This window comes from Streptomyces sp. GL_148 (assembly GCF_057834205.1).
Genome location: NZ_CM174396.1, coordinates 443,636 through 467,924 on the forward strand (window position 1 = coordinate 443,636; position 24,289 = coordinate 467,924).

A 24,289-nucleotide genomic window follows, 5' to 3' on the forward strand; every position below is an offset into this window, starting at 1 on the left:
CAACAACCATCGGCCTACGGGACGTCCGATCGACGCCGCTCCAACAGGGCGGCGGGGCCGCCCTGTTGGAGCGTGCCCGTCAGCTGCGTCGTGCGCAGGTCCAGGCCCCCATTCCCTGGATCCTGGCGAGCCGCCTCGCTGTGGCGATCTGCTCCGCCTTCGTGGCGAGGTCGGCGCGTGGTGCGTACTTGCGGCCTCCTGCCGCCTTCCAGCTCGACCGGGTGAACTGCAATCCGCCGTAATGGCCGTTGCCGGTGTTCGCCCGCCAGTTCCCTCCGGATTCACACCGGGCGATGGCGTCCCAGTCGGGGCCCTGTTTGGAGTGGACCGCGGCGGCATGAGCACCGGAGACATCCAAGAGCGGCACTGCCAACACCATGACCAAGACGAGCAGTTGACCGATCCTGCTCTGCCTTCTCCGGTCCTTCCGGTAGCACGACATCAGTCCTCCTTCGCTGTTGTGGCCGGACCTGCCGCGAACAGCGGGCGGGCCCGCGTACGACCGTCTTCGGGTCGTGGGCCACAGCACAGCACGGACCGGTGTACTTCCAGGCGCACTTACCACCTGCGAAGGGGCAACGCCACCCGAACGGACGCTCTACGCCCCTCACGCAGCCGTAACGCTGGGAGTGAGCCGCCCCTCTACCCGCCCCGACCCCGCCCAGCCCACCCCAGCCCAGCCCAGCCACGCACGGTGGTTCGTTCCCCGGCGTCAGAGATGCGCGCGCGTGGGGGACTGGGCCACCCGTACCGCGAAGTTCGTCGCGTCCTCCACGAGCGTTGCCGCCGAGCGGTCATCGCCGGTCAGCGTCCAGCCACACAGGGCCGCCCAGGCCAGCGCGGCCGAGGCCGCCTTGGCGCGCTCGGTCCGGTGGGGCAGAAGGGTGCCGAAGAGCAGTGCGTCCCCGGTGTCGAGCGCGGCCCGGCACAGTACGGCCGTACGCAGCCCGCTGCCCTCGGGGACCGCGACCACGGCCGCGCCGATGACGGCGTCCCGGACTCCCAGGGCGCGGATCAGCAGTGAGGAGGAACCTTGTCCGGCCAGGCCGCACGGGCGGGCCAGCACCTCGGGTCGGCAGGCGACCGCCAGGCCGTATCCGAGGGTGGCCACACCCATGACCCGTGCCGCTGTGGTGCGCATACGCGATCACTCCGTCTCGTCGTCCCCGCCGCCGCGGTGACCACCCACCCCCTCCTGCCGGTGTCTCCACAGCTGCGGGCCCCCGGCACGGTCCGGCGCGCGCGGCAGGTGTGAGGGGACCGGCCTCGATCCGCCGTCAGCCCGCGTCGTCGTGGTCGCGGGCTTTGCTCCGCTCCTGCATCCTTCGCAGTTCGTCGGGGCTCTTGCCGGCGACCGGCCGACTGGCCTCGGGATGCACCGGGTCCGGACCCGGGTGCTCTTGCGCCTGCTCCTTGCGGGCCTTTCGTGGCCCCTGGCGCTTGCTCTCCTTGCCCTGCACGGCTTCTCCTCTCGTCGGGCCCGCCGGGGCGCCGTCCTATGCCATGCGCTTACCCGTACAGAGGAGCCGTAGACGGGTGGGGCGGGGTCCGTCCCGGCGGCGTGCACGATCCCCCTCGACGTCCACGTCTGCCGCGGCGGCAAGGCGATCACCACGGGGAGCCGGGCATACGACACCACACGATGGGTAGCCCCGGGTTGGCCGGCGCGTCGGTCCCGACGGCGCGAGGCCCGGCCGCTGAAGGGAGGCCCCCGTGCACGACGGCACCCACTCCCCCTCGTCTGCCGATACGGCGCTGGGGAACATCAGGCGAGCGGAGGTCTCGCTGAACTCGAACGTCTTCCCCGCCGAAGTATCGGACCGTGCTCGCGCAGCCGTCGAGGCCGCCCGGCTTGCCCTGCGCCGCGGCGATCAGACCGCGGCTCTGGCTGCGTCCGACCTCGCGGTCCGGCTTCTCGCCGACGCCCTGCACTGAGCTGAGATCGCTGCCGTGAGCCACGGCGTAGCCGTGGTCGCCTGCGACCTTCAGCAGGTCGGTTTCATGCGCTCTGGCCGGTCCTGTCGGCCCGTGGGAGGCTGGAAGGGAAACGGGTCGCGGCACCCGGCGCGACCCGGTCGAACCGCATGGACTCCGCCATGACCCAGCACCCGTTCCATGCCTCCCGCACCGTGACGAAGGCGCTCGTGTGCGCCACGCTCACCCTCCTCGTCGCCGCACCGGCGGTGGCCGCTCCGGCCGATCACGGGCAGGTCCCCCGTCAGGGGTTCGCCGGTGTCCAGGAGGCCGTGCTGTCGATACCCGCCATCGGGGTGTCCGACCTGGCCGTGATCGCCTACGAAGGCAGTCCTGATGACGCTCCGGGCACGCTGATCCAAGATCGCGGCGTGGCATCGAGCCCGTACGGGCCCCGCGGCGGGGTCGGACCCGGAGACGTGGGGAACTACATCGTGACCGCCCACCGCATCACGGCCGGAGGACCACTCTGGTCGCTGCCGTCGTTGAAGAAGGGTGCATCCGTGTTCGTGACCGCCGACGGAGTGCGGTACGAGTACGTCATCACCACGACGCGGACGACGTCCTTCCGGTCGCAGGCCTCCATCGACGCACAGCGGGCCGCGGTCCCCGGGGCTCCGGACACCGCCCCCACGCGAGCCATGATCACCGTGAGCACGTGCCTGACGCCGGAGGACAACGCGGCGGGCAACTTCTGGCGCGACGCGCAGAACAACCCGGAACACCGCCTCGACAAGATCGGTGTCCTCACCGCGACCGAGCCCCAGCCGGAGCCAGGGAAGCGGTGAGTGGACGCGGGGCCGGGCCCTGAATGCGTGTCCGTCCGATCACGCGAAGGCCACTTGCCGCACATCGACGTGACCTTGAGCAAGCGTTCGTCGATGGGGTCGGGATCAGGTGCGATCAGCACGTCCCACGACCTCAGGACGCCGGGCAGCCGGTCGACATCGATGTACTCGGGATTGACCAGCACCTTGCCGGGCGCGAGCAGGACGAACGTCGTGTCGATGTGCATCGGCGTACGGCAGCGGCTCTCGATCTCGTGGATGCGGTAGCCGGGTCCGAGATGGCGGCGCAGCCACTCGATCCCCATGCGGTTGGTGACGTTGCTCCGCGTCGCGAACAGGTCGCGTCCCGCCCGCATGAAATCCGCCGCGTCGAAGACCGGCTCGAACTCGGTGAGGATGTGACGGATGGGCTCGCCAGCCTCGGGGATCCGGAAACCGGGCTCGACCAGATCGTCCGTGAGCTGTGGTTTCGGTGCCGCCGTCCAGCGCGCGCCGCGCCGGAAATAGTCCTTGAGGATCGAACGGTACGCGGCGGTCTCGAAGTACCGGCACGGCCAGGCCATCGGGGTCTCGATGATCTCGTCACCGATCACGATCATGCTGTCACGCGGGTTGGCGTTGCAGAAACCGCGCGACGACCAGTCGGGGGTGCCGAAGCGCTGCCTGTGACCGACCGGGTCCGGCCGTCTGACCGTGACACCGAGCGACTGGAGGAGAGCGACGAACTCGTCGAGCTCGTGCCGGGCCGGCTCGACCATCCTGCGCGGGTACTCGAAACCGGCTGCGACGCCCTGGAGCCGCGCGGCCCACGGGGGGATGTTGCAGGCCACGACGGGATGACGGGAGGGGATCGTGGCACCGCCGACACACCCGACGATGACCTCCTCCAGCGGGTCCCACTCGTTGTGTGAACTGACCGGCGACACGACAGGGCCCGCAACCCTTCCGGGTACTCCACGGTCCAGGTACGGGGATTCGGCGCCCAGGTGGGGGGCGTCGGCCAGGTGTGGGGCTTCGTCGCCCATGTGGGGGGCCTCGCCCAGGTTTAGGGCGTCGGCGCCCAGGTGCGGGTCGTCGACCCGGACTGCGGTGGCGGGGGCCGTGCGGGGCTGGTGGGAGCCCCGGCCCGAGGTCTCTGCCATGGCAGGCGCCTGCCCCCGCCTCGTTTCGCCATGCCCGTGCCGGGGGATCGTCCCCCAGCGCCGCGCGTGCGGGCGCCCTGGTCCCCCGCCTCGGCGTACGCACCACGCTCACGGTCGGCACGCCCTGCCGCGCGCAGCGCGCCCTCCCCGCCCGCGAAGGATCTCCATGACGATGACATCGACCGCCGCGTACTGGGATCCCCTCTGGGCCCAGGGCCGCCGCTACCGCCGGCTCGACGCCCCCGAGACACGGCTGCTGGACGAGCACATCGGACCCGGCCGAGGAAGGCCGGCCCTCGACATCGGCTGTGGCGACGGTGCCTTGACCCGTCACCTCCACCATCAGCTGGGATACCGCGCCACCGGGATCGACTGCTCCCCCAGCGCCCTCGCACGTGCCGCCGCCCGGGACCGCGCGGACGAGCCCGGACCGCTGTGGAGGTGCGCCGACATCGGCGCCGACGACGACCTGACCGGCCTGCCGGAACACGCGTACGCGGTCATCACCTGCCGGCTGGTCTACCGGTGGCTCGACGCCAAGGGCGCCTTCGTCAACCGAGTCCGTCGCCTCCTGGTACCCGGCGGGGTCTTCTGGGTGGTCACCGAGATCACCGGCCGCCGGAAGGACACCGACCCGCTCCAGGGCCTCGGGATCAGCCCCGCCGAGGCCGAGATCCTCACCGCGCACTGGTCCGTCGTCCGCACCCACGACCTTGACGTACTCCGCTGCTACGCCCTGCGCCCCTGACCAACCCGGGCAGGCATCGCCGACATCTTCTGCCCGTCTATGACCAGGTCGTGCGCTGTGCGGTCGGACAACCTGCGTCGTTCTGGTTATCGCTGCGCGACGCGCTGGCCGCCGATGGCCGTGCTCTGCACGAGCAGTTGCTCTCGCTGCGGGATGGCGCCGGTGTGCCGGAGACGGTTTCGGCCCTGCGGATCTGTGACGTGGTGCTCTGGATGAGCCATGTGGCAGACCATGAGGAGAAGTCCTGTGCGGGCGCACCAGCCTGATTCTTCGTCACGATTTTGCGTCCCCGCGCATCCGACACCTGGGCGGGCCGGCCGGAGCCCGCCTCGCACCGTCGGCGGCCACCGGCGGTCGTGACGATCATCACCCTTTTGCTGCATACGAGTTACCGGTGATCTTCCTCTGGATTTTCCGTGCTTATGATTCCCGCGCTATGACAGAAAGCCAGAATGATCGAAGCTTAAGGGCCTCGGCCGATGTGGTCGTGCTCGGCGCCGGCCCCGCCGGCCTGGTGCTCGCCAACCTGCTGCTCGCCGCAGGGATCGACTGCGTCGTGCTCGAACGCGCCGACCGCTCACACGTCCAGACCCGGGCCCGGGCCGGCTTCCTCGCGCCGAACACGGTACGGATCCTGGACCGCCACGGCCTCGCCGACGGCCTGCACCGGCACGGGCGCACCCACGGTACGTGCGAGTTCCGTACCGGGGACGGCCGCTTCCGCCTCGACTACGGCTCCCTGGGCCGGGGCGAGCAGCACACCGTCTACCCGCAGCAGAACCTGGTGACGGACCTCCTGACGCACTACCTCGACGGCGGCGGCAGGATCCACTTCGAGACCGAGGCACTGGCGGTCCACGACGCCGACGGCGACCGGCCGTACGTCACCACCCGGGAGCCGGACGGCCGCCCCACCCGATGGGACGCCCGGTACGTCGCCGGCTGCGACGGCCGCCACGGAGCGTCCCGCCGCTCGCTGCCGCCCGACGCGGTCCGCCACCACCACGACCACGGTGTGAGCTGGCTCGGCCTGCTCGCCGAAGCCCCGCCCAGCCTCGACGCCGTCGGCTACGCCGTCCACGACCGCGGCTTCGCCGGCCACATGGCCCGCAGCCCGCAGGTCACGCGGTACTACCTCCAGTACCGGCGCGGCGCCCCCGCCGACGCCTGGTCCGAGGAACGGATCTGGGACGAACTCGACCTGCGGATGCGCGCTGCGGAGCACGGTCCGCTGCGCAGGGGGCCGATCATCGAGCGCGGAGTCGTCGACCTTGCGTGCGACGTGGTCGAACCGCTGCGCCACGGATCGCTCCTGCTTGTCGGCGACGCCGCGAGCCTGACCGCGCCGGCCGCCGCGAAGGGCGCGAACCTCGCCGTACTGGAGGCGGAGATCTTGGGCGGAGCCCTCGCCGAGACCCTCGCCCGAGGGGACGGCGCGGCCCTCGACCGCTACTCGGCGCAGTGCCTGGCGCACATCTGGCGCGCGCAGGAGTTCACCCAGTGGATGACCGGACTGCTGCACGCGATTCCGGTCCCAGGCCAGTCGGACGGATCGCTCTTCCAGGCTTCCCTGCGGCGCGCCCGCCTCGACTCCCTGCGTACCTCCCGCGCCCACCAGGACTGGTTCGCCGAGAACTACGTCGGCATGTGACCACCGGGCTTCCCCCCGCACCGCCCCCCTCACTCGACCACCGCACAGCCGGTCCACCATGCTCTGCTCCGCCGGAGCACCCGCCCCAGCACCGCCCGAGGAACCTCCACGATGACGACGACCCTCCCCGACCAGGCGACGCGCCCCGCCGGCCCGCCGCTTCGGGGCGAAACGATGCTTCCCGACGACACGGCCCGCCTGCGCGCGGCCGTCGCCTTCGTGCGGGAACACGACACCGCCACCCTGTTGCCCCTCCTGCTGCCCGGTCTGCGCGGCCCGGAACTGGAGTCCCTGGCCCCGCACTGCCGCTTCGCCCACGCCGGCCTGCTGCTCTTCCCCACCGACCCGCAGGACCTGCGACGCCAACTCGACGACTGCGGGCTCGCCGCCGACACCCCGTCCCGGCCCAGCGTCGTCGTACGGGAACGGCTCGCCCGGCGCCACCGCCGTGACCTGGCAGAGCTCGACGTCCGGATCCTGCGTCCCCGCGTCCAGGGGCCGGCCGGAGAGCGCCGTGCGGTGGAGGTGTTCGCCCTCATGGTGCCCGCGCACTCGGACCTGGAGGCGATCGCCGCGTACGAACGCGCCCGGGACCACGAGGCCCACCTGGCCCTCGAACTGGAGCACCCGGACCCACTGGTGCTGCGCGGCCTGTGTGCGGTGCTGGCCCGACACGGCGCCCGCCCCGACGGCGGCGGGTACAACCCGCACGAGGACGGCACCGTCCTCTACTTCACCACCCCCGCCGCCGGGGCGTGCGGCTACCGCCGCCTGGAGCTCTACACGCCCGGTGAACACCGCGACGCCCTCGACGACCACCTCCGCGCGGACCCGAAGGAGCGCCCGGACGCGGACCGGCCCGCCGAGACGCTCCTGCGCCTCCTCACCGGAGCATGGACGACACAGGCACTCGCCGCCTTCGCCCGTCTGGGCCTTCCCGACGCCATGGACCCGCACGCGGCCACCGGCACCCGGGAACTCGCCCGACGCACCGACACCCGACCCGAGAACCTCGCCACGCTGCTGCGCTACCTCACGATGCTCGGCGTCGTGGCCGAGCACACCGAGCACACCGAACACACCGAACACACCGCGGGCTCCGACGCCTCTGCGGCCTCCGCGGAGGAGGAAAGCTTCCGTCTCACCCGGCTCGGAGCCCTGCTCCGCGCGGACTCCCCGGACACGATGCGCCCACTGGCCCTGATGTACGGGGGCCCCTTCTACCAGTCCTTCGCCGCCCTCGACCACACCGTACGGACCGGACAGCCGGCCTTCGACCACCTCTTCGGCGAGAACCACTTCGACCACTTCGCACGCGACCCCGAACTCGCCGACCTCTTCGACCGTTCCATGTCCGCCAGTTCGCGCATGTTCCAACCGCTCCCCGACCACCCCGTGATCACCACCGCGGCCCGGGCATCCACCCCGCGGACCGTCGTCGACGTCGCCGGCGGCAACGGCGAGCTCCTCGGGCGCATCCTGACCGCACACCCGGCTCTGCGGGGCACGCTCCTGGAGCGCCCGCACGCCGTCGAGGCGGCCCGCCGCTCGCTCGACGCCGCGGGCTGCGGCGCCCGCTGCGACTATCGCAGCGGCGACTTCGCGGACGTACCGCACGGCGGCGACGTGTACGTCCTCTCCCGCATCCTGCACGACTGGGACGACGACCGGTGCCGGGAGATCCTGCGCCACTGCGCCCGCGCGATGCCCGCCCACGCAGACCTGCTGGTCATCGAACGACTGCTGCCCGCTGACGGTTCCCCCTCACTGGCCACGGCCTGGGACCTCCACATGATGTGCAACGTCGGCGGTCGCGAACGCCGCGCCGCGCACTACGCCCGACTGCTGGCCGACGCCGGACTGGAGCTGATCGACCACAGCCCCCTCCCCCTGGAGGCATACGTCCTGCACGCCCGCAAGGCCCGGTAGGCCCGGTAGGCCCGACACCACCGGCACGATCCACGGCCAGCCGGCCAGCCGGCCAGTACGACGGCGGTCTGAGCGTTCCGCCGTCAGGTCCCGGTTCCGGCGTCCGGACCGGACGGCAGAACAGCGTTCAGCCTGCGTCGCAGGTGGGCGCGCTCGGGTTCGGTGCCGGCCAGGTCGAGCGCTTCCCGGTAGGCTGCCGCGGCCTCGGGCAGCCGGCCGAGCCGGTGCAGCAGGTCCCCTCGGGCGGCCGGGTAGGGGTGGTGGCCGCGCAGCTGCTGCTCGCCGGCAAGGTCGTCGAGCAGGGTCAGGCCGGCCTGCGGGCCGTCGCGCATGGCCACCGCCACGGCCCGGTTCAGTGCGACGACGGGGGACGGAGTGAGGGCGAGCAGGACGTCGTAGAGCGCGACGACCTGCGGCCAGTCGGTGGTCGCGAGGTCCACGGCCTCGTCGTGAAGGGCGGCGATGGCGGCCTGCACCCCGTACGGGCCGGGTGGCCCGCCCGTCAGCGCGGAGACCGCCAAGCCGCGGCCCTCCTCGATCATCGACCGGTCCCAGCGGCCGCGGTCCTGGTCGTCGAGCAGCACGAGCTCGCCGTCCGGGCCGGTACGGGCCTCGCGCCTGGCATGGATCAGGAGCATCAGCGCGAGCAGGCCGGCGGCCTCCCGCTCGGCGGGCAGCAGCCGGCGCAGGATCCGTGCCAGCCGGATGGCCTCCTCGGCGAGGTCGAGGCGTTGGAGCTCCGGGCCCGAACTGGCCGCGTACCCCTCGGTGAAGACCGAGTAGACGACCTGGAGCACCCCGGGCAGGCGCTCGGGCAGCTCGTCGGCGCCGGGTACCCGGAAGGGGATGCGCGCCTCGCGGATCTTCCGCTTCGCCCGTACGATCCGCTGCGCCATCGTCGCGGGCGGCACCAGGAAGGCACGCGCCACCTCGGGCGTCGTCAGACCGGCCAGGCAGCGCAGGGTCAGCGCCGTGCGGTCCTCGGCCGCGAGAGCTGGGTGGGCGCAGGTGAAGAACATCTGCAAGCGCTCATCGGGCAGCTCGCCGTCGGCATCCGCGGGCGGGGCCGGGTCGGCCCGTTCCGCCTCCACCTGGAGGATGGCGAGCCGGGCGGCGTAGGCCTGGTCCCGCCGCAGGCGGTCGACGGCCTTGCGCCGGGCCGTGGTGAGCAGCCAGGCCCCGGGCCTGGCCGGAACGCCCTCGACGGGCCAGTGCACCAGGGCCGCCTCGACGGCCTCCGAGGTGACCTCTTCGGCCAGGTCGAGATCACCGAACCGGCGGACGAGGGAGGCGAGCAGTCGGCCGCGCTCCTCCCGGAACACCGCCTCCACGGACGACCGGGCGGAAGACCGGGGGAAGGACCCGGTGGACGGGCCGCGCCCGGCGATTCCCTCGTCCCCCACCGTCAGACCCCGAACTCGGCGATCGGGCGGACCACGACCGACCCGCTGCCGCGCGCGCCGGGACAGCGGGCGGCCCAGTCGAGCGCGACGTCCAGGTCCGGTACGTCGATGACGTAGAAGCCGCCGAGGACCTCGCGGCTCTCCGCGAACGGCCCGTCGGTGACGGCCCGCCTGCCGTCCTGGCCGACCCGCACCGTCGTGGCGGTGACCAGGTCCGCGAGCGACTCCCCGGACACCCAGATTCCGGCCTCCCTGACCTCCTTGTCGTAGACCATCCAGTCCTCGACCGTGCACTCGGCGGCCCCGCCGTCCTCACCGATGGCACCAGCGTTGATCAGCAGCATGTACTTCATGATCCGGCTCCTCTCAGGTCTGCTCAGGTCCACTCAGGCCTTCTCGGGCCCTGGCAGGTCCTGTCGTTTCCTGTCGTTTCCTGTCGTGCCTCGTGCGGCGAGTCGCCGTACACCATGACGACGAACGGGGCTCGGTCGGATCGACACCGCTCCGAAGATTTTCTCCGAGACGCACTCAGCGGCCATGCCGCCGCTCCGGCGGTCGGCTCGCTCGACGAGTCGCTCGGCCCCCTGATGTAGCGGGTTCCTGACGCCCTCCGCCCCGGGCCGTCAGTGATCCGTATGGACTTGGCCGCCCGTCGTCAAGGTCCCGTCATGGGGTGGCCATCGGCATGGGGAGGCGGGGATAGCTTCGGTGTCGTGCCCCGGACCGCCTCCCCGCATCCGGGGCCTCACCTGCCACTCGTGGTTCCTCTGGGAGGGCCCCATGTGTTTGTTCCAGTACGACGACGATCCGGAGCCTGAAGAACGCGTCCCGGCCGGGCCCCTGTACGTGCCGGTCCTGCCGGTCCTGCCGATCCTGCCGGGAAGGGCGGAGGTGGTGGTACGCCTGTTCCGCACCCCGCTGGGAGCCCGTACCGCCGTGGCCTTCACGAGTGCGGAGCGGCTGGCCGCCACCCTCGGCGCCGGGCTGCCATGGATCCGGCTCTCGGAGTCCGCGCTCCGTGCGATGGCCGAGCCGGTCGGAGCGTCGCTGCTGACCGTCGATCCGACGCTGACCGCGCCTGCGGTCACCGCGACGACGACGGCGACCAGCTCGGTCACCGCGCCGGCACCGCAGGGTCCCGACATCGCTGCCCGGACCGTCTGAAGGGGACCGCACCATGACCATCACCGACCTCCCCGACGCCCTGGCCTCCACTCACGAACTGTCCGTGTGGCCCGCGTCCACCACCCCGCTGCCGCACGGCGACCTGGCCGTCGGTGGCGTGTCACTGGCAGAGATCGCCGACCGCTTCGACACACCGGCCTACGTACTGGACGAGGGCGAGGTGCTCGACCGGTGCCGCGCCTACCGCGCCGCCCTCCCCGAGGCCGAAGTCCTCTACGCCGCCAAGGCGTTCCTCTCCCGCGCCATGGTGCGCTGGGTGGAGGAGGAGGGACTGGGCTTGGACGTGTGCTCCGCCGGGGAGCTGGAGCTCGCCGTCACGGCCGGCTTCCCACCGGGACGGATCGTGCTGCACGGCAATGCGAAGTCGCCCCGTGACCTGGAAACGGCGCTGCGGCTCGGGGTCGGCCGGATCGTCATCGACAGCCCGTCCGAGATAGCCCGGATCGCGGCCGCCGTCGGACCCGCAGGACACCAGAAGGTGATGGTGCGCGTCGTGCCGGGCATCTCGGCCGGGGGCCACGCCAAGATCCGTACGGGTACGGAGGACCAGAAGTTCGGCCTCTCGATCGCCGACGGGTCGGCGCAGCACGCCATCGCGCGCGTACTCGGCCAGCCGCAGCTCGAACTGACCGGCCTGCACTGCCACATCGGCTCGCAGATCACCGAGGTGAGGCCGTACCTGGTGGCGCTCCGCCGCTTGGTGGGGCTGATGGCCCGGGTCCGTGACGCGCACGGCGTCGTCCTGCCCGAGCTGGACATGGGCGGCGGTCACGGCATCGCCTACCGGCCCGGCGAACCCGCCCTCGATCTCACCGCGCTCGCCCGCCGGATGCGCGCCGGGCTCGGCGAGGCCTGCGCCGCCGCGGGCCTGCCCGTGCCCCGGCTCGTCATCGAACCGGGGCGGGCCGTCGTCGGACCGGCCGGAGTCGCGGTGTACCGCGTACTGGCCGTCAAACACACGGGCGACACCGTCTTCGTCGCCGTCGACGGCGGCATGAGCGACAACCCCCGCCCCGCCCTGTACGGAGTGCGCTACGCGCCCCGCCTCATCGGCCGCCACTCGACGGCCGCCCCGCGTACGACGACGGTAGTCGGCCGGCACTGCGAGGCCGGGGACATCCTCGCGAGCGGCGTGGAGCTGCCGGGCGACGTCCACCCCGGCGACCTGCTCGCCGTACCGGTGGCAGGCGCCTACCAGCTGTCCATGGCCTCCGGTTACAACATCGTCGGCCGGCCCCCGGTCGTCGCCGTCCACGAAGGCACGGCCCGGATGCTCGTACGGCGCGAAACGCTGGACGACGTCCGGATCCGCGACATCGGCGACTAGTAGGGCTTTGTTAGCTGCTTCTTGACGCCGGATCGCCGGATGTCACCCGGCGTGGACGTGCGGGCGGCGGGCCCGGTCGGGTTCGGCCTCGCGGATGACCTCGCGGGTGACGGGGGCGACTTCGCCCTGGCCGAAGAGGAAGAAGCGCAGGAAGTTGGCCATCGGATTGCCCTCGGTCCACTCGAAGTAGATGTGGGGGCGCTGGCCGGTCTCGTCGCGTACGTGGAGCAGGAACGCGGCCAGGGCGTTGGGGATGCTGGAGCTCTCCAGGGTCAGGACGCGGTAGCGGCCGTGGAGCACTTCGCCGCGGACCCGCATGCCGGATTCGAACTCCGAGGCGTCCAGGACGGTGACCTCGACGAACATGACGTCGTCGCCGGGCGGGATGTCGTTGTCCGCGCGGATCTGTTCCTTCTTCTGCCGGTACTCGTCGAGGTCCCGGTTGTCGGGCTCGTTCGCGATGAAGCGGATCGTGCGGTTGGACGTGTCGCGGATGAAGCGCTGCGCCATGTCGTCCAGTTCCACGTCCGTGACGCGCAGCTCGAAGACACGGGCGAGGCGGGAGAGGAGGGACAGGGCCATGATGCCGGCGATGAAGCAGGCGCCGATCTTCACGCCGTCCGGGCGCTCTACGACGTTCACGGCCGTGGTGTAGATGAAGACGGCCGAGATGACGCCGAAGCCGATCGTCCAGCCGCGCTCGCCGGCCCGGCGCGCCGCGATGGTCACGGCGACGGCCGCCGAAGTGATCAGGACGAGGACGCCGGTGGCGTACGCCCCGCCCTGGGCGTCGACGTCGGCGTTGAAGATCCAGGTCACGAGGAAGGCGATCAGGGTGAAGACGATGACCATCGGGCGCAGGGCGCGGGCCCAGTGCGGGGCCATGCCGTAGCGGGGCAGGTAACGCGGCATCAGGTTGAGCAGGCCGGCCATGGCCGAAGAGCCCGCGAACCAGAGGATCAGGATCGTGGAGATGTCGTAGACCGTGCCGAAGGCGGAGCCGAGGTACTCGTGCGCCAGGTAGGCCAGGGCGCGGCCGTTCGCCTCGCCTCCCGGCTCGAACTGGTCGGCCGGGATCAGCAGCGTGGTGATGAAGCTGGAGCAGATCAGGAAGACGCTCATGATGATGGCGGCGGTCGTCAGCAGCTTCTTGGCACCGCGGATCCGGCCGGCGGGGTTCTCCACCGTGTCCGAGGGGTCGCCCTTGACGTGCGGCATGACCGCCACGCCGGTCTCGAAACCGGAGAGGCCGAGCGCGAGCTTCGGGAACACGACGAGGGCGATGGCGATCATCATGAACGGATTGCCGTGCTCGGTGGTCAGCGCGGTCGTCCAGTCGGTGATGACATGTGGTTCGGTCATCACGTTCCAGAGCCCGACGGCCACGACCACGACGTTCAGGCCGAGGTAGGTCGCCACCAGGATCACGGCCACGCCGATGGCCTCGCTGAACCCCTTGAGGAACACGGCGCCGAGCAGCGCGACCATGATCAGGGTGATCAGTACTTCGTGACCGTGGAGGGTGCTGGTGAGGTGCGGGTTCTCCACCAGGTGCGCGGTGGCGTCGGCGGCGGAGAGGGTGATGGTGATGAGGAAGTCGGTCGCCGCGAACCCGAGCAGGGTCAGGACGAACAGCTTCCCCTTCCAGAACGTCAGCAGCCGCTCCAGCATGGCGATCGAGCCCTCGCCGTGCGGGCTCTCCTCCGCGACCCGCCGGTAGACCGGAAGTGCGCCGAAGAGCGTGAGCAGGACGAGCACGATGGTCGCCAGCGGCGACAGCAGTCCGGCCGCGAGCGCCGCGATACCGGGCTGGTAGCCGAGGGTGGAGAAGTAGTCGAGACCCGTCAGGCACATGACCCGCCACCACGGACGGCCGTGCGGCTGGGCCGCCGCCTCCTTGGCGGCGGGCGAACTGTTCTCGGCGGTCAAGCCTTCCAGCATCCACGCCCGCAGGCGCGACGTGCGGGCAGGGGTGGCCATCGTGGTGGGCTCCTGTCGTACGGCAAAGAATCAGCCATCGACGTCGATGGCTGAGCAAGCGTACGCAGCCTGATCACTTATGCCCGGACTTGAGCCAATCCTGACGCGTCCTTAACGCGCACCCTCCCGATGGCGTAGCACGCGTACTCCCGTCGCCGTCGGCCGGAATCAGCTCGCCGGCCTCGACGAGGGCCGCCGCCAAGGGGCGCGTCAGCGTGTGTCGTCGGTGATCCGGAAGCGCAGTCGGCAGATGACGGCGTCGGTGTCGCGACGGACGGCGTGGGCGACGACGGAGCCGCGAGCCTCTGGCGTTCACCATCACCGCAGGCTGGTGACGCGCCTGCCTGCAGGGTCGGGGCGACGGCTCTGCCCACCGGAGAGGAAGTCCCGGAACACCCGCGAGGAGCGCGGATTCTGCCCGCACTGCCACACTCCGTGCGGGCAGAAGTCCGTGATGCTGTGGTAGAGCGGCCTGTGCTCCTCGATCCACTCCAACATGCGCCGCACGTACTCGGCGTTGTCGCCGTGCCGGAACAGCCCCCACTCGGGGTACGAGGTCTGCTTGCCGTGGGCCCTGGCGAAATCGACCTGGTGCTGCAGTCCATAGGGCTGGTCGACCTGCTCGTCGAAGGTCCGGCCGGGTTCCTGGTCGTAGGAGTCCATCCCGACGACGTCGACCACGTCGTCACCCGGATAGCAGCGGGTCCACGCGATCGCGTCCCCGCCACGGTTGGGGGCGAAGTCGAAACGGAAATCCTGCCCCTTCACGGAGCGCATGGCGGCCACGATGCGCCGCCAGTACTTCTTCCAGTTCTCGGGGTCGGGCCGGCACCGGTGGGTGTAGTCGAAGCCGTTCATCTCCCAGCCGAGCACGATCACGGTGTCCGGCACGTCGAGGGCGACCAGGCGCTCGGCCAGCCGCCGGAAGTGGTGGTCGTGAGCGCCCCGCGCACCGGTGCGGATCAGCTCGGCGACTCGGGCGTCGGGGACGCCGGCCTCGTTGCGCTCCTGCATGGGCACGTTCAGGACGAACAGCCGGTCGGCTCTCGCGTTGCGCCACCGCGCCCAGGTTCGCAGGGAATCGGGTGCCCCCTCGATGTTCGCCCAGGTGTCGCCCGGCAGGTAGGTGTGCCCGGCGCGCAGCTCGGTACCCCCCAGCCAGCGCGAGAGCTCCTGCATCCGCTCGACGCCGGGCGATCCGTAGTGCAGGTAGGCACCGACCGCGACCTCGCTCCCGGCATTCATGCCGGAGTCCTGCCGCGGCGGCGTCCGGGCGCCCGGGGCGCCCCCGGTCAGGAGCAGGCCGACGGCGACCGTAGTCGCGCACACACCCGCCAGCAGGCTGCCTCGACGGGACATGACACCTCCACAAGCTGCGGGCACCGATGTGTCTGGAAGCGACGTTAGGCATCTCATCCGATGCGCGGCCTGTCCGGTGTGCCGATGCTGGGCCATTTGCGGCAGCCACCCGCCCCCGCTTGACCCGACCAGGTGAAGCCAGACCGGCGCACCGGGCACGGACTCGGGAACGGGCACAGGCGCCGTCACGGGCACAGGCGCAGGCACAGGCACGCGCTGACCGCGCCGCCCGGAGCGGAGCCCACCGGACACGGCCCGGGCCGGTCCGGCCGGCTGTCCGTCCCGCTCGCTCGCTCGCTCGCGGAGCAGGGAGCACCCGCGCGCCGGACCATCCGCGCGCGGCGCACGGCCGGGCACACCGGCTCCCGCGGCCAGGACCCGCTCCGGTAGCGTGGCCGGGTGATCTCCGGTGACAACCTCCTCAAGCGGCTGCGGGAGCTGGCCGCCCGAGTCCCGTTCGACCTCGCGGTACAACCCGGCGTCGCGGCTGCCGACTTCGGCCGCTGGCCCGTCCCGGTGCCGGCAGAGACCCGCGAACTGCTGGGCCGACTCGGCGGCTTCGCCGTTCCGCCGGTGGAGTTCACGCTGACCGGTCACCCCCGCCAGGCCGGCGACCACGGCCTGCCGCACCCCCACTGGCTGGTCACCGACGACGGGGGCGGCGGCGTCACCTGGGTCGACATCGAGGCCGACGGCCGGTGGGGCCAGGTCCTGATGCAGTACCGCGAGGGCGGCCTCCACGTCGAGGCCGACTCGCTGCCACACTGGCTCGACCGGCTCATCGGCACGGCGGAGGAACTGGTCGAGCAGACCGGCTTCGAGGAGGGCGTCCAGCCGTACGCCGACGATTTCTGGGACCTCCTGCAGTTGGACGGCCCCGAACTGCCGCTGCACCTCGCAGCCGAACTCCGTGACAGCCCGGACCCGGTGGTCGCGCAACTCGCCGCCCGCGTGCCGGACGGCGCGCTGATCGCCGACCTCCGCGGAGCCCTGCCGGGCAGCCGCGCCCGCTTCGACCGGTCGCTCAGGCGATACCGCCTGGCCCGGGCCGTCGGCCACCCCGTGTTCGCCGCCGTACCCAGCGAGGACTGACCCGGGCCGGTACGGAACCGACGGCCTCCGGACGAGCCGGGACTCACCGGGCCGCCGCGATGGCGTCTCGGCACTGGCACTGCGCCAACCCGGCACCGTGTCACGGCCGCATACCGACGGACACCACGTGACGGGCGAGTCCGGCATACGGTCGAGTGACCGGCCGACCGATGCCGCCAGCACCGGAACAGGAGCAGCCCATGCGTCTCTACGCCCAGACCCCGGCACGGCGGAACCGACAGATCCTTGCGGACCTGATCGCCGTACTGCTGATCGCCGCCACGGTGACGTTCGCCCTGACCGTCCACGGCGCGATCATGCAGCTGGCCGAACCCGGACGTAAGGTCGAGAGCTCCGGCGAAAGCCTCGCCAACGCCCTCGCCGAAGCCGGCGACAAGGCCTCCAACGTGCCACTCGTCGGCGACCTGCTGAGGCAACCGTTCCGGTCCGCGGCTGACGCCGGCACCGGACTCGCCGACGCGGGCCAGTCACTGCAGGACGTCGTCAGCCAGGTGGCCACCCTGGCCACGCTCGCCCTGATCATCTTCCCCGTGGCCTTCATCCTGCTGCTGTGGCTTCCCCTGCGCGTGCGCTGGATCCGTCGCAGCGCCACCATCCGGGACCTCCTCGACGCACCCGGAGGCGCCGACTTGCTCGCCCTGCGCGCCCTCACCGGACCGCCGCGCGCCCTCTCCTCGATCCCCACCCCTGCAGGCGGCCTCGCCGACGCCTGGCGCCGCGGCGACCGGCAAGTCATCGCCGACCTGTCCGAGATCGCCCTCAGGCGGGCGGGCCTGAAGCCCTGACGGGCGCAGCAGGGAAGAGGACCGAGCCAGGGAGGAGCGGTGCGGCGGACTCGCCGGAAAATGCCCCGACACCCGTCGCACCCATCAGGGACGCTGCGCGGGATGACCAGGCCGTCGACTTCCCGCTCGCGCAGCTCCTCGACGAATACGCCGAACAAAGCGCCCGCTACCGCGAACTGGTCGCCGCGGCAGCCCCGGACCAGCGGGCCGAACGAGCCGTCCGCAACGGCCGGCTGACCGTGCCGACCATCCGACCGTCAGATGATCCGCCGGACAGTGCCTGGCCCGGCGCACCACCGCCGCTCGACCGCCGACGGTGAGACTTCACCAGGTCCCTGCCCGGCCATCCTCACCCCGCCACTCCACCCCCCGTCGCGCGTTCGAGCAGGAGCGTCGGGGGGAAGAGCCCGACATGAACGGCCTCTGTGGCCACCCTTTACCACTCTGCGAGGAGATTCCGTGCTCGAAGGCTTCGGCGAAGCGCTCGCGGACCGGGAGTACTACCTGCCGCTGCCGAGCGTGGCCGACCCCGGACCGCGCTTCGCTCCCAGCGAGGTGCCGCCGGGCCACTGCGGCACTGCCCAAGGCATCTGGACGGCCTGGGACATTGCGCGGACCGGGCTCGCCGAGCAGGGCTGGAAGATCCACGTGTCGGCGCGGCTGGACCGGGCGCAGCACGTGCTCGACACGGTCGCCGGGATCTGCTTCTCTGAAGGCGTGCCGTTCAAGCACCTGAGCGCCCGGCTCTTCTTCCTGTTCCTCCATCACAAACACGCAGGGCGGGCCCAGGCCGGCAAGTTCTGCGCCGTCTACCCGCCGGACACGGCGACCGCCCGCCGGCTGCTGGACCGCCTGCGCGACGCGCTCGACGGGGAAGTGGGGCCGTACGTCCTCACCGACCGGCGCTTTCGCGACTCGCGGACGGTCCACTACCGCTACGGCTCCTTCCGTGCGACCCGCAGCCGGCTGCTGGCCGACGGCACCCGGGAGGGGCTGATACTCGACGGCTCCGGCCGCGAGGTCGTGGACCTGCGGCTGCCCGCCTTCCACCTGCCCGCGGGGATCACGGACCCCTTCGTCGAGCAGGAGGAGCAGCCGCACACGGGCCCGATCCTGATCCGCGACTACGAGGTGACCCGCGCGGTGCGCCTGAGCAACGCCGGCGGCACTTACCAGGCCCGGGACCGGCGGACGGGCCGCACCGTCTTCGTCAAGGAGGCCCGCGCCCACAACGGCCTGGTCTTCGACGGGACCGACGCGCAGCAGCGGCTGGGGCACGAGTACCGCGTGCTGCGCGAGCTGCACGCGGCCGCCCCCGGGGTGGGCCCGGAGCCGCTGGACCACTTCACGGAGTGGGAGAACGACTTCCTCGTCACCGAGTACGTCGCCGGGCAGCCGCTGGTGGGCTGGCTGAGCCGGTCCTCCCCGCTGGCCCGCGCCGACCGCACCACCGAGTCCGTCGCCGCGTACTACGAGGCGTGCCGGCGCCTGCTGGCCGCGCTGGACGCCTCGCTCGAGCGGCTGCACGCCGTCGGCTACCGGTTCGGTGACCTCAGCCTGGGCAATGTCATGGTCACGCCTTCGGGCGGGGTTCGGCTGGTGGACTTCGAGGCGGCCTCGGCGCTGTCCGCCGCACCCTCCGGGATGGGCACTCCGGGATTCACGCCGCCGCCCGGCGTGCTGCGGGCCGACACCGATCCGCTGCTGCAGGACCGGTACGGCATGTCGGCCGTCGCGTTCGCCTTCCTGGCGCCCTTCAACGAGATCGCCGAACACGCACCCGCCAACCTCGCACTGCTGCGCCGCGACCTGGCGGACGCGGCTCCGCCGCAGGACCTGTGGCAGCGGGCCACCGCCTTCCACCTGACGGAGGACCAGGCCGATCCCGACCGCCTGCCCTCGCCCGCCGAGTTGGACACCGACCCGCGCGGCTGCCTCACCCGGCTGGCCGAGGAGGTGGCCGCGGGGCTGCTCGAGATGGCTGCCGCCGACCGGCCGGACTGGGTCTTCCCGCCCTCGCCCGAGGCGTTCCGCACCAACACCGTGTGCCTGGCCTACGGCACGGCCGGGGTGGTGCACGCCCTGCACCGCGCCGGCGCCGTGGTGCCGGAGGAGATACGCGAACGGCTGCGCCGCGAGACGCTGGCGCAGCGCGACGCGCTGCCCCCCGGACTGCTCGTCGGCTCGGCCGGCATCGCCCGGGTACTGGCCGGCCTCGGTCTGCGGGACGAGGCCGTCGACCTGCTCCGGGACGCCGACGACCACCCGCTCACCGCCTCCTGCGGCACGCTGGCCGGCGGGCGGGCCGGGGTCGGCCTGGGCTGGCTCGACCTGCACCGGCTGACCGGGGAGAGCAGCCACCTGGAGCGGGCCGCCGCGGCCGGGGAGGGCCTGTTACACACCCCCGACCTGCCGGCCACCCTCGGCGAGCACGACGCCCGTGGCCTGCTGCACGGCCGCTCGGGGGTCGCCCTCTTCCTCCACCGCCTGGCCCGCGCCACCGGCGAGGCCCGCTACCTGGAGGCGGGCCGCTCGCTGCTCCACCAGGAGCTGGACCGGACCTTCCCGCTGGACGACGGGGCCTTGTCCATCTCCGACACCGCGCGGCTCACCCGTGCCATGCCGTACCTGGCCACGGGCGCGGCCGGTGTCGCCGCAGCACTCACCCGCTATGTGGCCACCGCGCCGGACGAACGCTGCGCCGCGGCGCTGCCGAGGCTGATCGCCGGCATCCGGGTCTCCTGCGCCACGAAGGAGGCGGGCCTGTACCGGGGGCTGGCCGGACTGACCTGGTTCCTGACCGAGCACGCCGAGCTCACCGGCACGGACGCCGACCGCGGGGACGCCGTGCGCGCAGCAACCGGCTTGCTGAAGTACGCCGTCCCGTACCGGCGCGGTGTCCGATTCCTCGGAGCGGGTTCGCAGCGGTTCACCGCCGACCTGTCCAGTGGCGGGGCCGGTGTCCTGCTGGTCCTCCAGCGCCTGCTGGCCGGCCCGCTCCTGACGGAGCCCCACCACACGCGTCCCCGGATCCCGGCACCCCACGGACGGCACCGGGCGGGCGCCCCATGATCGCCTGGGCACGGCGGCAAGCAACTCCGTGCCGAGGTATGCAGTGACCGACGTATGCAGTGACCGACCGAGACGACCCCGAGAAGAAAGCGGAGAGCATCCATGAGCCAGATCCTCGCGCTCCAGGCACTGGACACCGAGCCGGAGGCCGAATACTTCCCCTGCTTCAGCGTCGCCTGGAGCATGAGCGACATCTTCCCCGACCCGATGTAACCAGCCGGCACCCGGATAGGTCCGGGACCGGTGGTCCTGCCACCGGTCCCGGCCCGGCGCCGGGCTCCGGGCTCGGCGGTCCGCCGCCCGGACCGCTTACCCCAGACCGCGAGCACAGGTGGGGCACAGTCCGCGGTAGGTGACCTCGACCTCGGACACGGTGAAACCGAACCGCTCCGCCGCCAGGAGACCGGCCAGTGGGTCGCCGGTCGGGTGGACGTCACGGATGAGGCCGCAGCCGGAACACACCAGGTGCTGGTGCGGGTGGTGCGCGTTGGGGTCGTAGCGCTTCGCGCGGCCCTGGGCGGAGACCTCCACCACCTCACCGAGCGAGACCAGTTCGCCGAGTGTGTTGTAGACGGTCGCCCGGGAGATCTCGGGGAGCCGCTGCACCGCGCGGGCGTGCACCTCGTCGGCCGTGAGGTGCACGTGCTCGCCGTCGAGTACCTCCGCGACGGCCCGCCGCTGGGACGTCATGCGCCAGCCACGCCCTCGCAGCCGCTCCAGCAGGTCGCTCATTTCGGTTCACCTCTCCATAACGTGACGGGCCGGTCGGTGGTCAATTCCACTTCCGATCCTCATATCAGCGGCGGGGAGGTCGCCATGATCGGAAGATGCCACCTTGGGATTTTTCCTGTTTGCCGCGCGGGCGCGCCCCGCGTGTTCTCGTAGCGGTGCGCTCCGCGGTGCGCGACCATACGGACGCCGGTACGCACTCGATTGATCGGCGTCGTCCGTGAGGATATGACCTCGGCGGCGGCGTGGGTCGCAGTGCTCGACTCGTAAAGCAGACGCGTTCAAGAGCGAGCAGCGCGGACGGCAGAGGAAGACACCGCCACAGGAAGAAGGACGGACGTGTCCGGCAGCGAAAGCGAGAACCCGGTAATCCCCTCCCCGGCCCCCACGTCGACTCGCCCCAGGGCGAACCAGGACTGGTGGCCGAATCAGCTGGACCTTCAGGTTCTCCACCAGAATTCACCCCGGTCCGATCCGATGGGTGAGGACTTCGACTACGCGGCAGAGTTCGCGACCCTGGATCTCGACGCACTGAAGCAGGACGTCTTCGGGTTGATGACCGCGTCGCAGGACTGGTGGCCTGCCGACTACGGTCACTACGGGCCGCTCTTCATCCGGATGAGCTGGCATGCCGCAGGGACGTACCGCATCGCCGACGGCCGGGGCGGTGGCGGCTCCGGCGCCCAGCGCTTCGCCCCGCTCAACAGCTGGCCGGACAATGCGAGCCTCGACAAGGCACGCCGTTTGCTCTGGCCGGTCAAGCAGAAGTACGGCCGGAAAATCTCATGGGCCGATCTTCTGGTCTTCGCCGGCAACTGCGCGATGGAATCCATGGGGTTCAAGACGTTCGGGTTCGGGTTCGGACGCGAGGACATCTGGGAGCCCGAGCAAATCTTCTGGGGGCCGGAGGACACGTGGCTCGGAGATGAGCGTTACAGCGGCGACAGAGAACTCACGGGGCCTTTCGGCGCCGTGCAGATGGGGCTGATCTACGTCAATCCGGAGGGGCCGAACGGCAATCCGGATCCGATCGCCGCCGCCCGGGACATTCGCGAGACGTTCGGGCGCATGGCGATGAACGACGAGGAGACGGTCGCGCTCATCATCGGCGGCCACACCTTCGGCAAGTGCCACGGCGCCGTCGACCCCGAATACATCGGTCCGGAACCGGAGGCCTGCCCCATCGAGCAGCAGGGCATCGGCTGGATGAATTCGTCCGGCAGCGGCAAGGGCGCCGACGCACTCACCAGCGGGCTCGAGGGCGCGTGGACCTCGGAGCCGACGAAGTGGGACAACGGCTACCTGGACAACCTGTTCCGGTACGACTGGGAGCTGACGAGGAGCCCGGCAGGTGCGCAGCAGTGGACCCCCACGGACGCCTCGGCCCAGGGCACGGTGCCCGATGCTCACGATCGGTCGAAGCGGCATGCTCCGATGATGCTGACGACGGACCTCTCGCTGAAGCTGGATCCGGTCTACGCGCCGATCTCGAAAAGCTTCCACGAGAACCCGGACAAGCTCGCGGACGCGTTCGCCAAGGCCTGGTACAAGCTGTTGCATCGTGACATGGGCCCCCTCTCGCGGTACCTCGGCCCGTGGATTCCCGGGCCGCAGCTGTGGCAGGACCCCGTCCCCGAGGTCGATCACGCACTGGTCGGGGACTCGGAGATCGCCGACCTCAAGGCCCGGGTCCTCGCCTCGGGGCCTTCCGTTTCCCAACTGGTCGCCACGGCTTGGGCGTCGGCGGCGAGCTTCCGCGGCACCGACAAGCGTGGCGGGGCCAACGGAGCACGGATCCGACTCGCGCCGCAGAAGGGCTGGGAGGCCAACGACGTGCCCGAGGTGACCGCGACGGTGCGGGCCCTCGAGCAGATCCGGCAGGACTTCAACGGCGCGCAGGCCGACGGGGCGTTGGTTTCGCTCGCCGACCTGATCGTCCTGGGCGGGTGCGCGGCCGTCGAGCAGGCCGCGAGGAACGCCGGGCACGCCGTCACCGTCCCGTTCGCACCGGGGCGCACGGACGCGTCGCAGGAGCAGACCGACGTGGAGTCGTTCGCCGTGCTCGAACCCAGGGCGGACGGGTTCCGCAACTACCTCCGGGCGGGAGAGAAGCTGTCGCCGGAGACCCTCCTGCTGGACCGCGCCAGCCTGTTGACCCTGACCGCACCCGAGATGACGGTCCTGACCGGCGGAATGCGGGCCTTGGACACCGGCTTCGAGCGGTCCCCACACGGTGTCTTCACCGACCGGCCGGAGACGTTGACCAACGACTTCTTCGTCAACCTGCTCGACATGGGTACGGAGTGGAAGGCGTCGGCCTCGGCGGAGAACGTGTTCGAAGGCCGGGACCGCGCCACGGGCCAGGTCAAGTGGACAGCCACCGCCGTCGACCTCGTCTTCGGTTCGCACTCCCAGCTGCGGGCCGTCTCGGAGGTCTACGCGTGCCAGGACGCCGGCGAGAAGTTCGTGCGTGACTTCGTGGCGGCGTGGGACAAGGTGATGAACCTCGACCGGTTCGATCTCGCCTGAGCCCGATGTCCCGGTCGGCCGCTCACCGGCCGACCGGGACACCCCGGGGAACAGGGCCTCACGCAGACGGCCCCCTGTGCCATGCGGCGGGCCCCCGCCCCTGCAAGGCTGGCCGAGATCCGGTTGTGCACGACCGGAGGGGGTCGTCGCCGTACGTACGGAGGAGGAGTCGTGGCACCTCTCGCTCGGATCCCGCTGGAAGGCGGCGGGTACGTCCTGGTCGAGGCTCCGGACACGGACGAGGGGCCGGTGAGGGGCGGCCGCATCGGCGACGCCATCCACGACCTCCCGGAAACGCTGCAGGAGGCGCTCGGTCCGGTCACGGAGGCAGCGCGCGTGGCCCTCGAGCAGCTGCGCAAAGCCCGCCCCGACGACATCTCCATCCAGTTCGGCGTCGACCTCTCGGTCGCCGCCGGGGCCGTGATCGCCAAGACCGGTGCAGGCTGCCATCTGACGGTGACCATGGCGTGGAAGGGCAGCGATGCCGGCCGTTCTCGGACTGCGTCCGAACGGCCGGAGTAGCCCCCACTGCGGGCATCGGGCTGTTCTGCCCGGCGCCGGCGCGGGCGCGGCCG

At 71.5% G+C, this 24,289-nt stretch carries 21 protein-coding genes and 2 pseudogenes; 14 read left to right on the forward strand and 9 right to left on the reverse strand.

All coding sequences use genetic code 11. The annotated features are described in order from the left end of the window. Positions 1–79: 79 nt before the first annotated feature. The 3 genes from AC3IYI_RS02110 to AC3IYI_RS02120 all read right to left on the reverse strand — a co-directional run bounded on the left by AC3IYI_RS02110 (position 80) and on the right by AC3IYI_RS02120 (position 1,460). Positions 80–442, reverse strand: a complete 363-nt coding sequence (locus tag AC3IYI_RS02110; protein ID WP_489408562.1) for a transglycosylase family protein — start codon at positions 440–442, stop codon at positions 80–82. A gap of 270 nt (positions 443–712) precedes the next feature. After that, positions 713–1,141: a hypothetical protein gene (locus AC3IYI_RS02115; RefSeq protein ID WP_489408563.1), complete on the reverse strand. Its 429-nt coding sequence runs from the start codon at positions 1,139–1,141 to the stop codon at positions 713–715. Between the two features lie 136 nt (positions 1,142–1,277). Beyond that, positions 1,278–1,460 carry a hypothetical protein gene (locus AC3IYI_RS02120; protein WP_489408564.1) on the reverse strand — a complete coding sequence of 61 codons (183 nt, stop codon included), beginning with the start codon at positions 1,458–1,460 and terminating at the stop codon, positions 1,278–1,280. Between the two features lie 253 nt (positions 1,461–1,713). On the opposite strand from AC3IYI_RS02120, the gene AC3IYI_RS02125 reads away from it, so the two are divergent. Together AC3IYI_RS02125 and AC3IYI_RS02130 are read left to right on the forward strand one after the other, a co-directional pair. Beyond that, positions 1,714–1,935: a hypothetical protein gene (locus AC3IYI_RS02125; RefSeq protein ID WP_489408565.1), complete on the forward strand. Its 222-nt coding sequence runs from the start codon at positions 1,714–1,716 to the stop codon at positions 1,933–1,935. A gap of 161 nt (positions 1,936–2,096) precedes the next feature. Beyond that, a complete protein-coding gene (locus AC3IYI_RS02130; RefSeq protein ID WP_489408566.1) occupies positions 2,097–2,762 on the forward strand; it encodes a sortase domain-containing protein in 666 nt (221 codons plus the stop codon). Between the two features lie 44 nt (positions 2,763–2,806). Here the strand turns inward: AC3IYI_RS02130 and AC3IYI_RS02135 are convergent. Further along, positions 2,807–3,904: pseudogene (locus tag AC3IYI_RS02135) on the reverse strand (hypothetical protein); the annotation flags it as partial. Positions 3,905–4,070: 166 nt separating this feature from the next. On the opposite strand from AC3IYI_RS02135, the gene AC3IYI_RS02140 reads away from it, so the two are divergent. From AC3IYI_RS02140 to AC3IYI_RS02155, 4 genes are all read left to right on the forward strand, one after another. Beyond that, the gene (locus AC3IYI_RS02140; protein WP_489408567.1) at positions 4,071–4,652 is read left to right on the forward strand and encodes a class I SAM-dependent methyltransferase; all 582 of its coding nucleotides are present in this window, start codon (positions 4,071–4,073) and stop codon (positions 4,650–4,652) included. Positions 4,653–4,702: 50 nt separating this feature from the next. Continuing rightward, positions 4,703–4,918 (forward strand): DUF6308 family protein, encoded by a 216-nt coding sequence (locus AC3IYI_RS02145; protein WP_489408568.1) that lies wholly within the window; start codon positions 4,703–4,705, stop codon positions 4,916–4,918. A gap of 170 nt (positions 4,919–5,088) precedes the next feature. Next, a complete protein-coding gene (locus AC3IYI_RS02150; RefSeq protein ID WP_489408569.1) occupies positions 5,089–6,303 on the forward strand; it encodes a 4-hydroxybenzoate 3-monooxygenase in 1,215 nt (404 codons plus the stop codon). A gap of 111 nt (positions 6,304–6,414) precedes the next feature. Next, entirely contained in the window at positions 6,415–8,232 is a 1,818-nt protein-coding gene (locus AC3IYI_RS02155) for a methyltransferase (RefSeq protein WP_489408570.1), read from the forward strand. An 83-nt stretch (positions 8,233–8,315) separates the two neighbouring features. Here AC3IYI_RS02155 and AC3IYI_RS02160 read toward each other — a convergent pair whose 3' ends face one another. Both AC3IYI_RS02160 and AC3IYI_RS02165 read right to left on the reverse strand, forming a co-directional pair. Next, the gene (locus tag AC3IYI_RS02160) at positions 8,316–9,620 is read right to left on the reverse strand and encodes an RNA polymerase sigma factor (RefSeq protein ID WP_489411851.1); all 1,305 of its coding nucleotides are present in this window, start codon (positions 9,618–9,620) and stop codon (positions 8,316–8,318) included. A gap of 17 nt (positions 9,621–9,637) precedes the next feature. After that, positions 9,638–9,988 carry a YciI family protein gene (locus AC3IYI_RS02165; RefSeq protein WP_243332731.1) on the reverse strand — a complete coding sequence of 117 codons (351 nt, stop codon included), beginning with the start codon at positions 9,986–9,988 and terminating at the stop codon, positions 9,638–9,640. Positions 9,989–10,415: 427 nt separating this feature from the next. On the opposite strand from AC3IYI_RS02165, the gene AC3IYI_RS02170 reads away from it, so the two are divergent. Both AC3IYI_RS02170 and lysA read left to right on the forward strand, forming a co-directional pair. Then, positions 10,416–10,799 (forward strand): SAV_915 family protein, encoded by a 384-nt coding sequence (locus AC3IYI_RS02170; protein WP_489408571.1) that lies wholly within the window; start codon positions 10,416–10,418, stop codon positions 10,797–10,799. A gap of 13 nt (positions 10,800–10,812) precedes the next feature. Continuing rightward, positions 10,813–12,147: a diaminopimelate decarboxylase gene (gene lysA, locus AC3IYI_RS02175; RefSeq protein ID WP_489408572.1), complete on the forward strand. Its 1,335-nt coding sequence runs from the start codon at positions 10,813–10,815 to the stop codon at positions 12,145–12,147. A gap of 42 nt (positions 12,148–12,189) precedes the next feature. On the opposite strand, the gene AC3IYI_RS02180 is transcribed toward lysA, so the two are convergent. Both AC3IYI_RS02180 and AC3IYI_RS02185 read right to left on the reverse strand, forming a co-directional pair. Continuing rightward, a complete protein-coding gene (locus AC3IYI_RS02180) occupies positions 12,190–14,127 on the reverse strand; it encodes an APC family permease (RefSeq protein ID WP_489408573.1) in 1,938 nt (645 codons plus the stop codon). A 318-nt stretch (positions 14,128–14,445) separates the two neighbouring features. Continuing rightward, the gene (locus AC3IYI_RS02185; RefSeq protein ID WP_489408574.1) at positions 14,446–15,486 is read right to left on the reverse strand and encodes a glycosyl hydrolase; all 1,041 of its coding nucleotides are present in this window, start codon (positions 15,484–15,486) and stop codon (positions 14,446–14,448) included. Between the two features lie 399 nt (positions 15,487–15,885). On the opposite strand from AC3IYI_RS02185, the gene AC3IYI_RS02190 reads away from it, so the two are divergent. The 4 genes and pseudogenes from AC3IYI_RS02190 (at position 15,886) to lanKC (ending at position 20,456) form a co-directional block, all read left to right on the forward strand. Continuing rightward, positions 15,886–16,578 carry an SMI1/KNR4 family protein gene (locus AC3IYI_RS02190; RefSeq protein WP_489408575.1) on the forward strand — a complete coding sequence of 231 codons (693 nt, stop codon included), beginning with the start codon at positions 15,886–15,888 and terminating at the stop codon, positions 16,576–16,578. A 200-nt stretch (positions 16,579–16,778) separates the two neighbouring features. Beyond that, positions 16,779–17,384, forward strand: coding sequence for a hypothetical protein (locus AC3IYI_RS02195; protein ID WP_489408576.1), 606 nt, complete (start codon positions 16,779–16,781; stop codon positions 17,382–17,384). Positions 17,385–17,494: 110 nt separating this feature from the next. Then, positions 17,495–17,617, forward strand: a pseudogene (locus AC3IYI_RS02200) (mini-circle protein); the annotation flags it as partial. Between the two features lie 226 nt (positions 17,618–17,843). Continuing rightward, entirely contained in the window at positions 17,844–20,456 is a 2,613-nt protein-coding gene (gene lanKC, locus AC3IYI_RS02205) for a class III lanthionine synthetase LanKC (RefSeq protein WP_489408577.1), read from the forward strand. A 309-nt stretch (positions 20,457–20,765) separates the two neighbouring features. Here the strand turns inward: lanKC and AC3IYI_RS02210 are convergent, their stop codons facing one another. Further along, a complete protein-coding gene (locus AC3IYI_RS02210; RefSeq protein WP_489408578.1) occupies positions 20,766–21,188 on the reverse strand; it encodes a Fur family transcriptional regulator in 423 nt (140 codons plus the stop codon). A gap of 336 nt (positions 21,189–21,524) precedes the next feature. Between AC3IYI_RS02210 and katG the strand changes: the two genes are divergently transcribed. Then, the gene (katG, locus tag AC3IYI_RS02215) at positions 21,525–23,714 is read left to right on the forward strand and encodes a catalase/peroxidase HPI (protein ID WP_489408579.1); all 2,190 of its coding nucleotides are present in this window, start codon (positions 21,525–21,527) and stop codon (positions 23,712–23,714) included. A gap of 171 nt (positions 23,715–23,885) precedes the next feature. Next, positions 23,886–24,236 carry a CU044_2847 family protein gene (locus AC3IYI_RS02220; RefSeq protein WP_489408580.1) on the forward strand — a complete coding sequence of 117 codons (351 nt, stop codon included), beginning with the start codon at positions 23,886–23,888 and terminating at the stop codon, positions 24,234–24,236. Positions 24,237–24,289 lie beyond the last annotated feature (53 nt).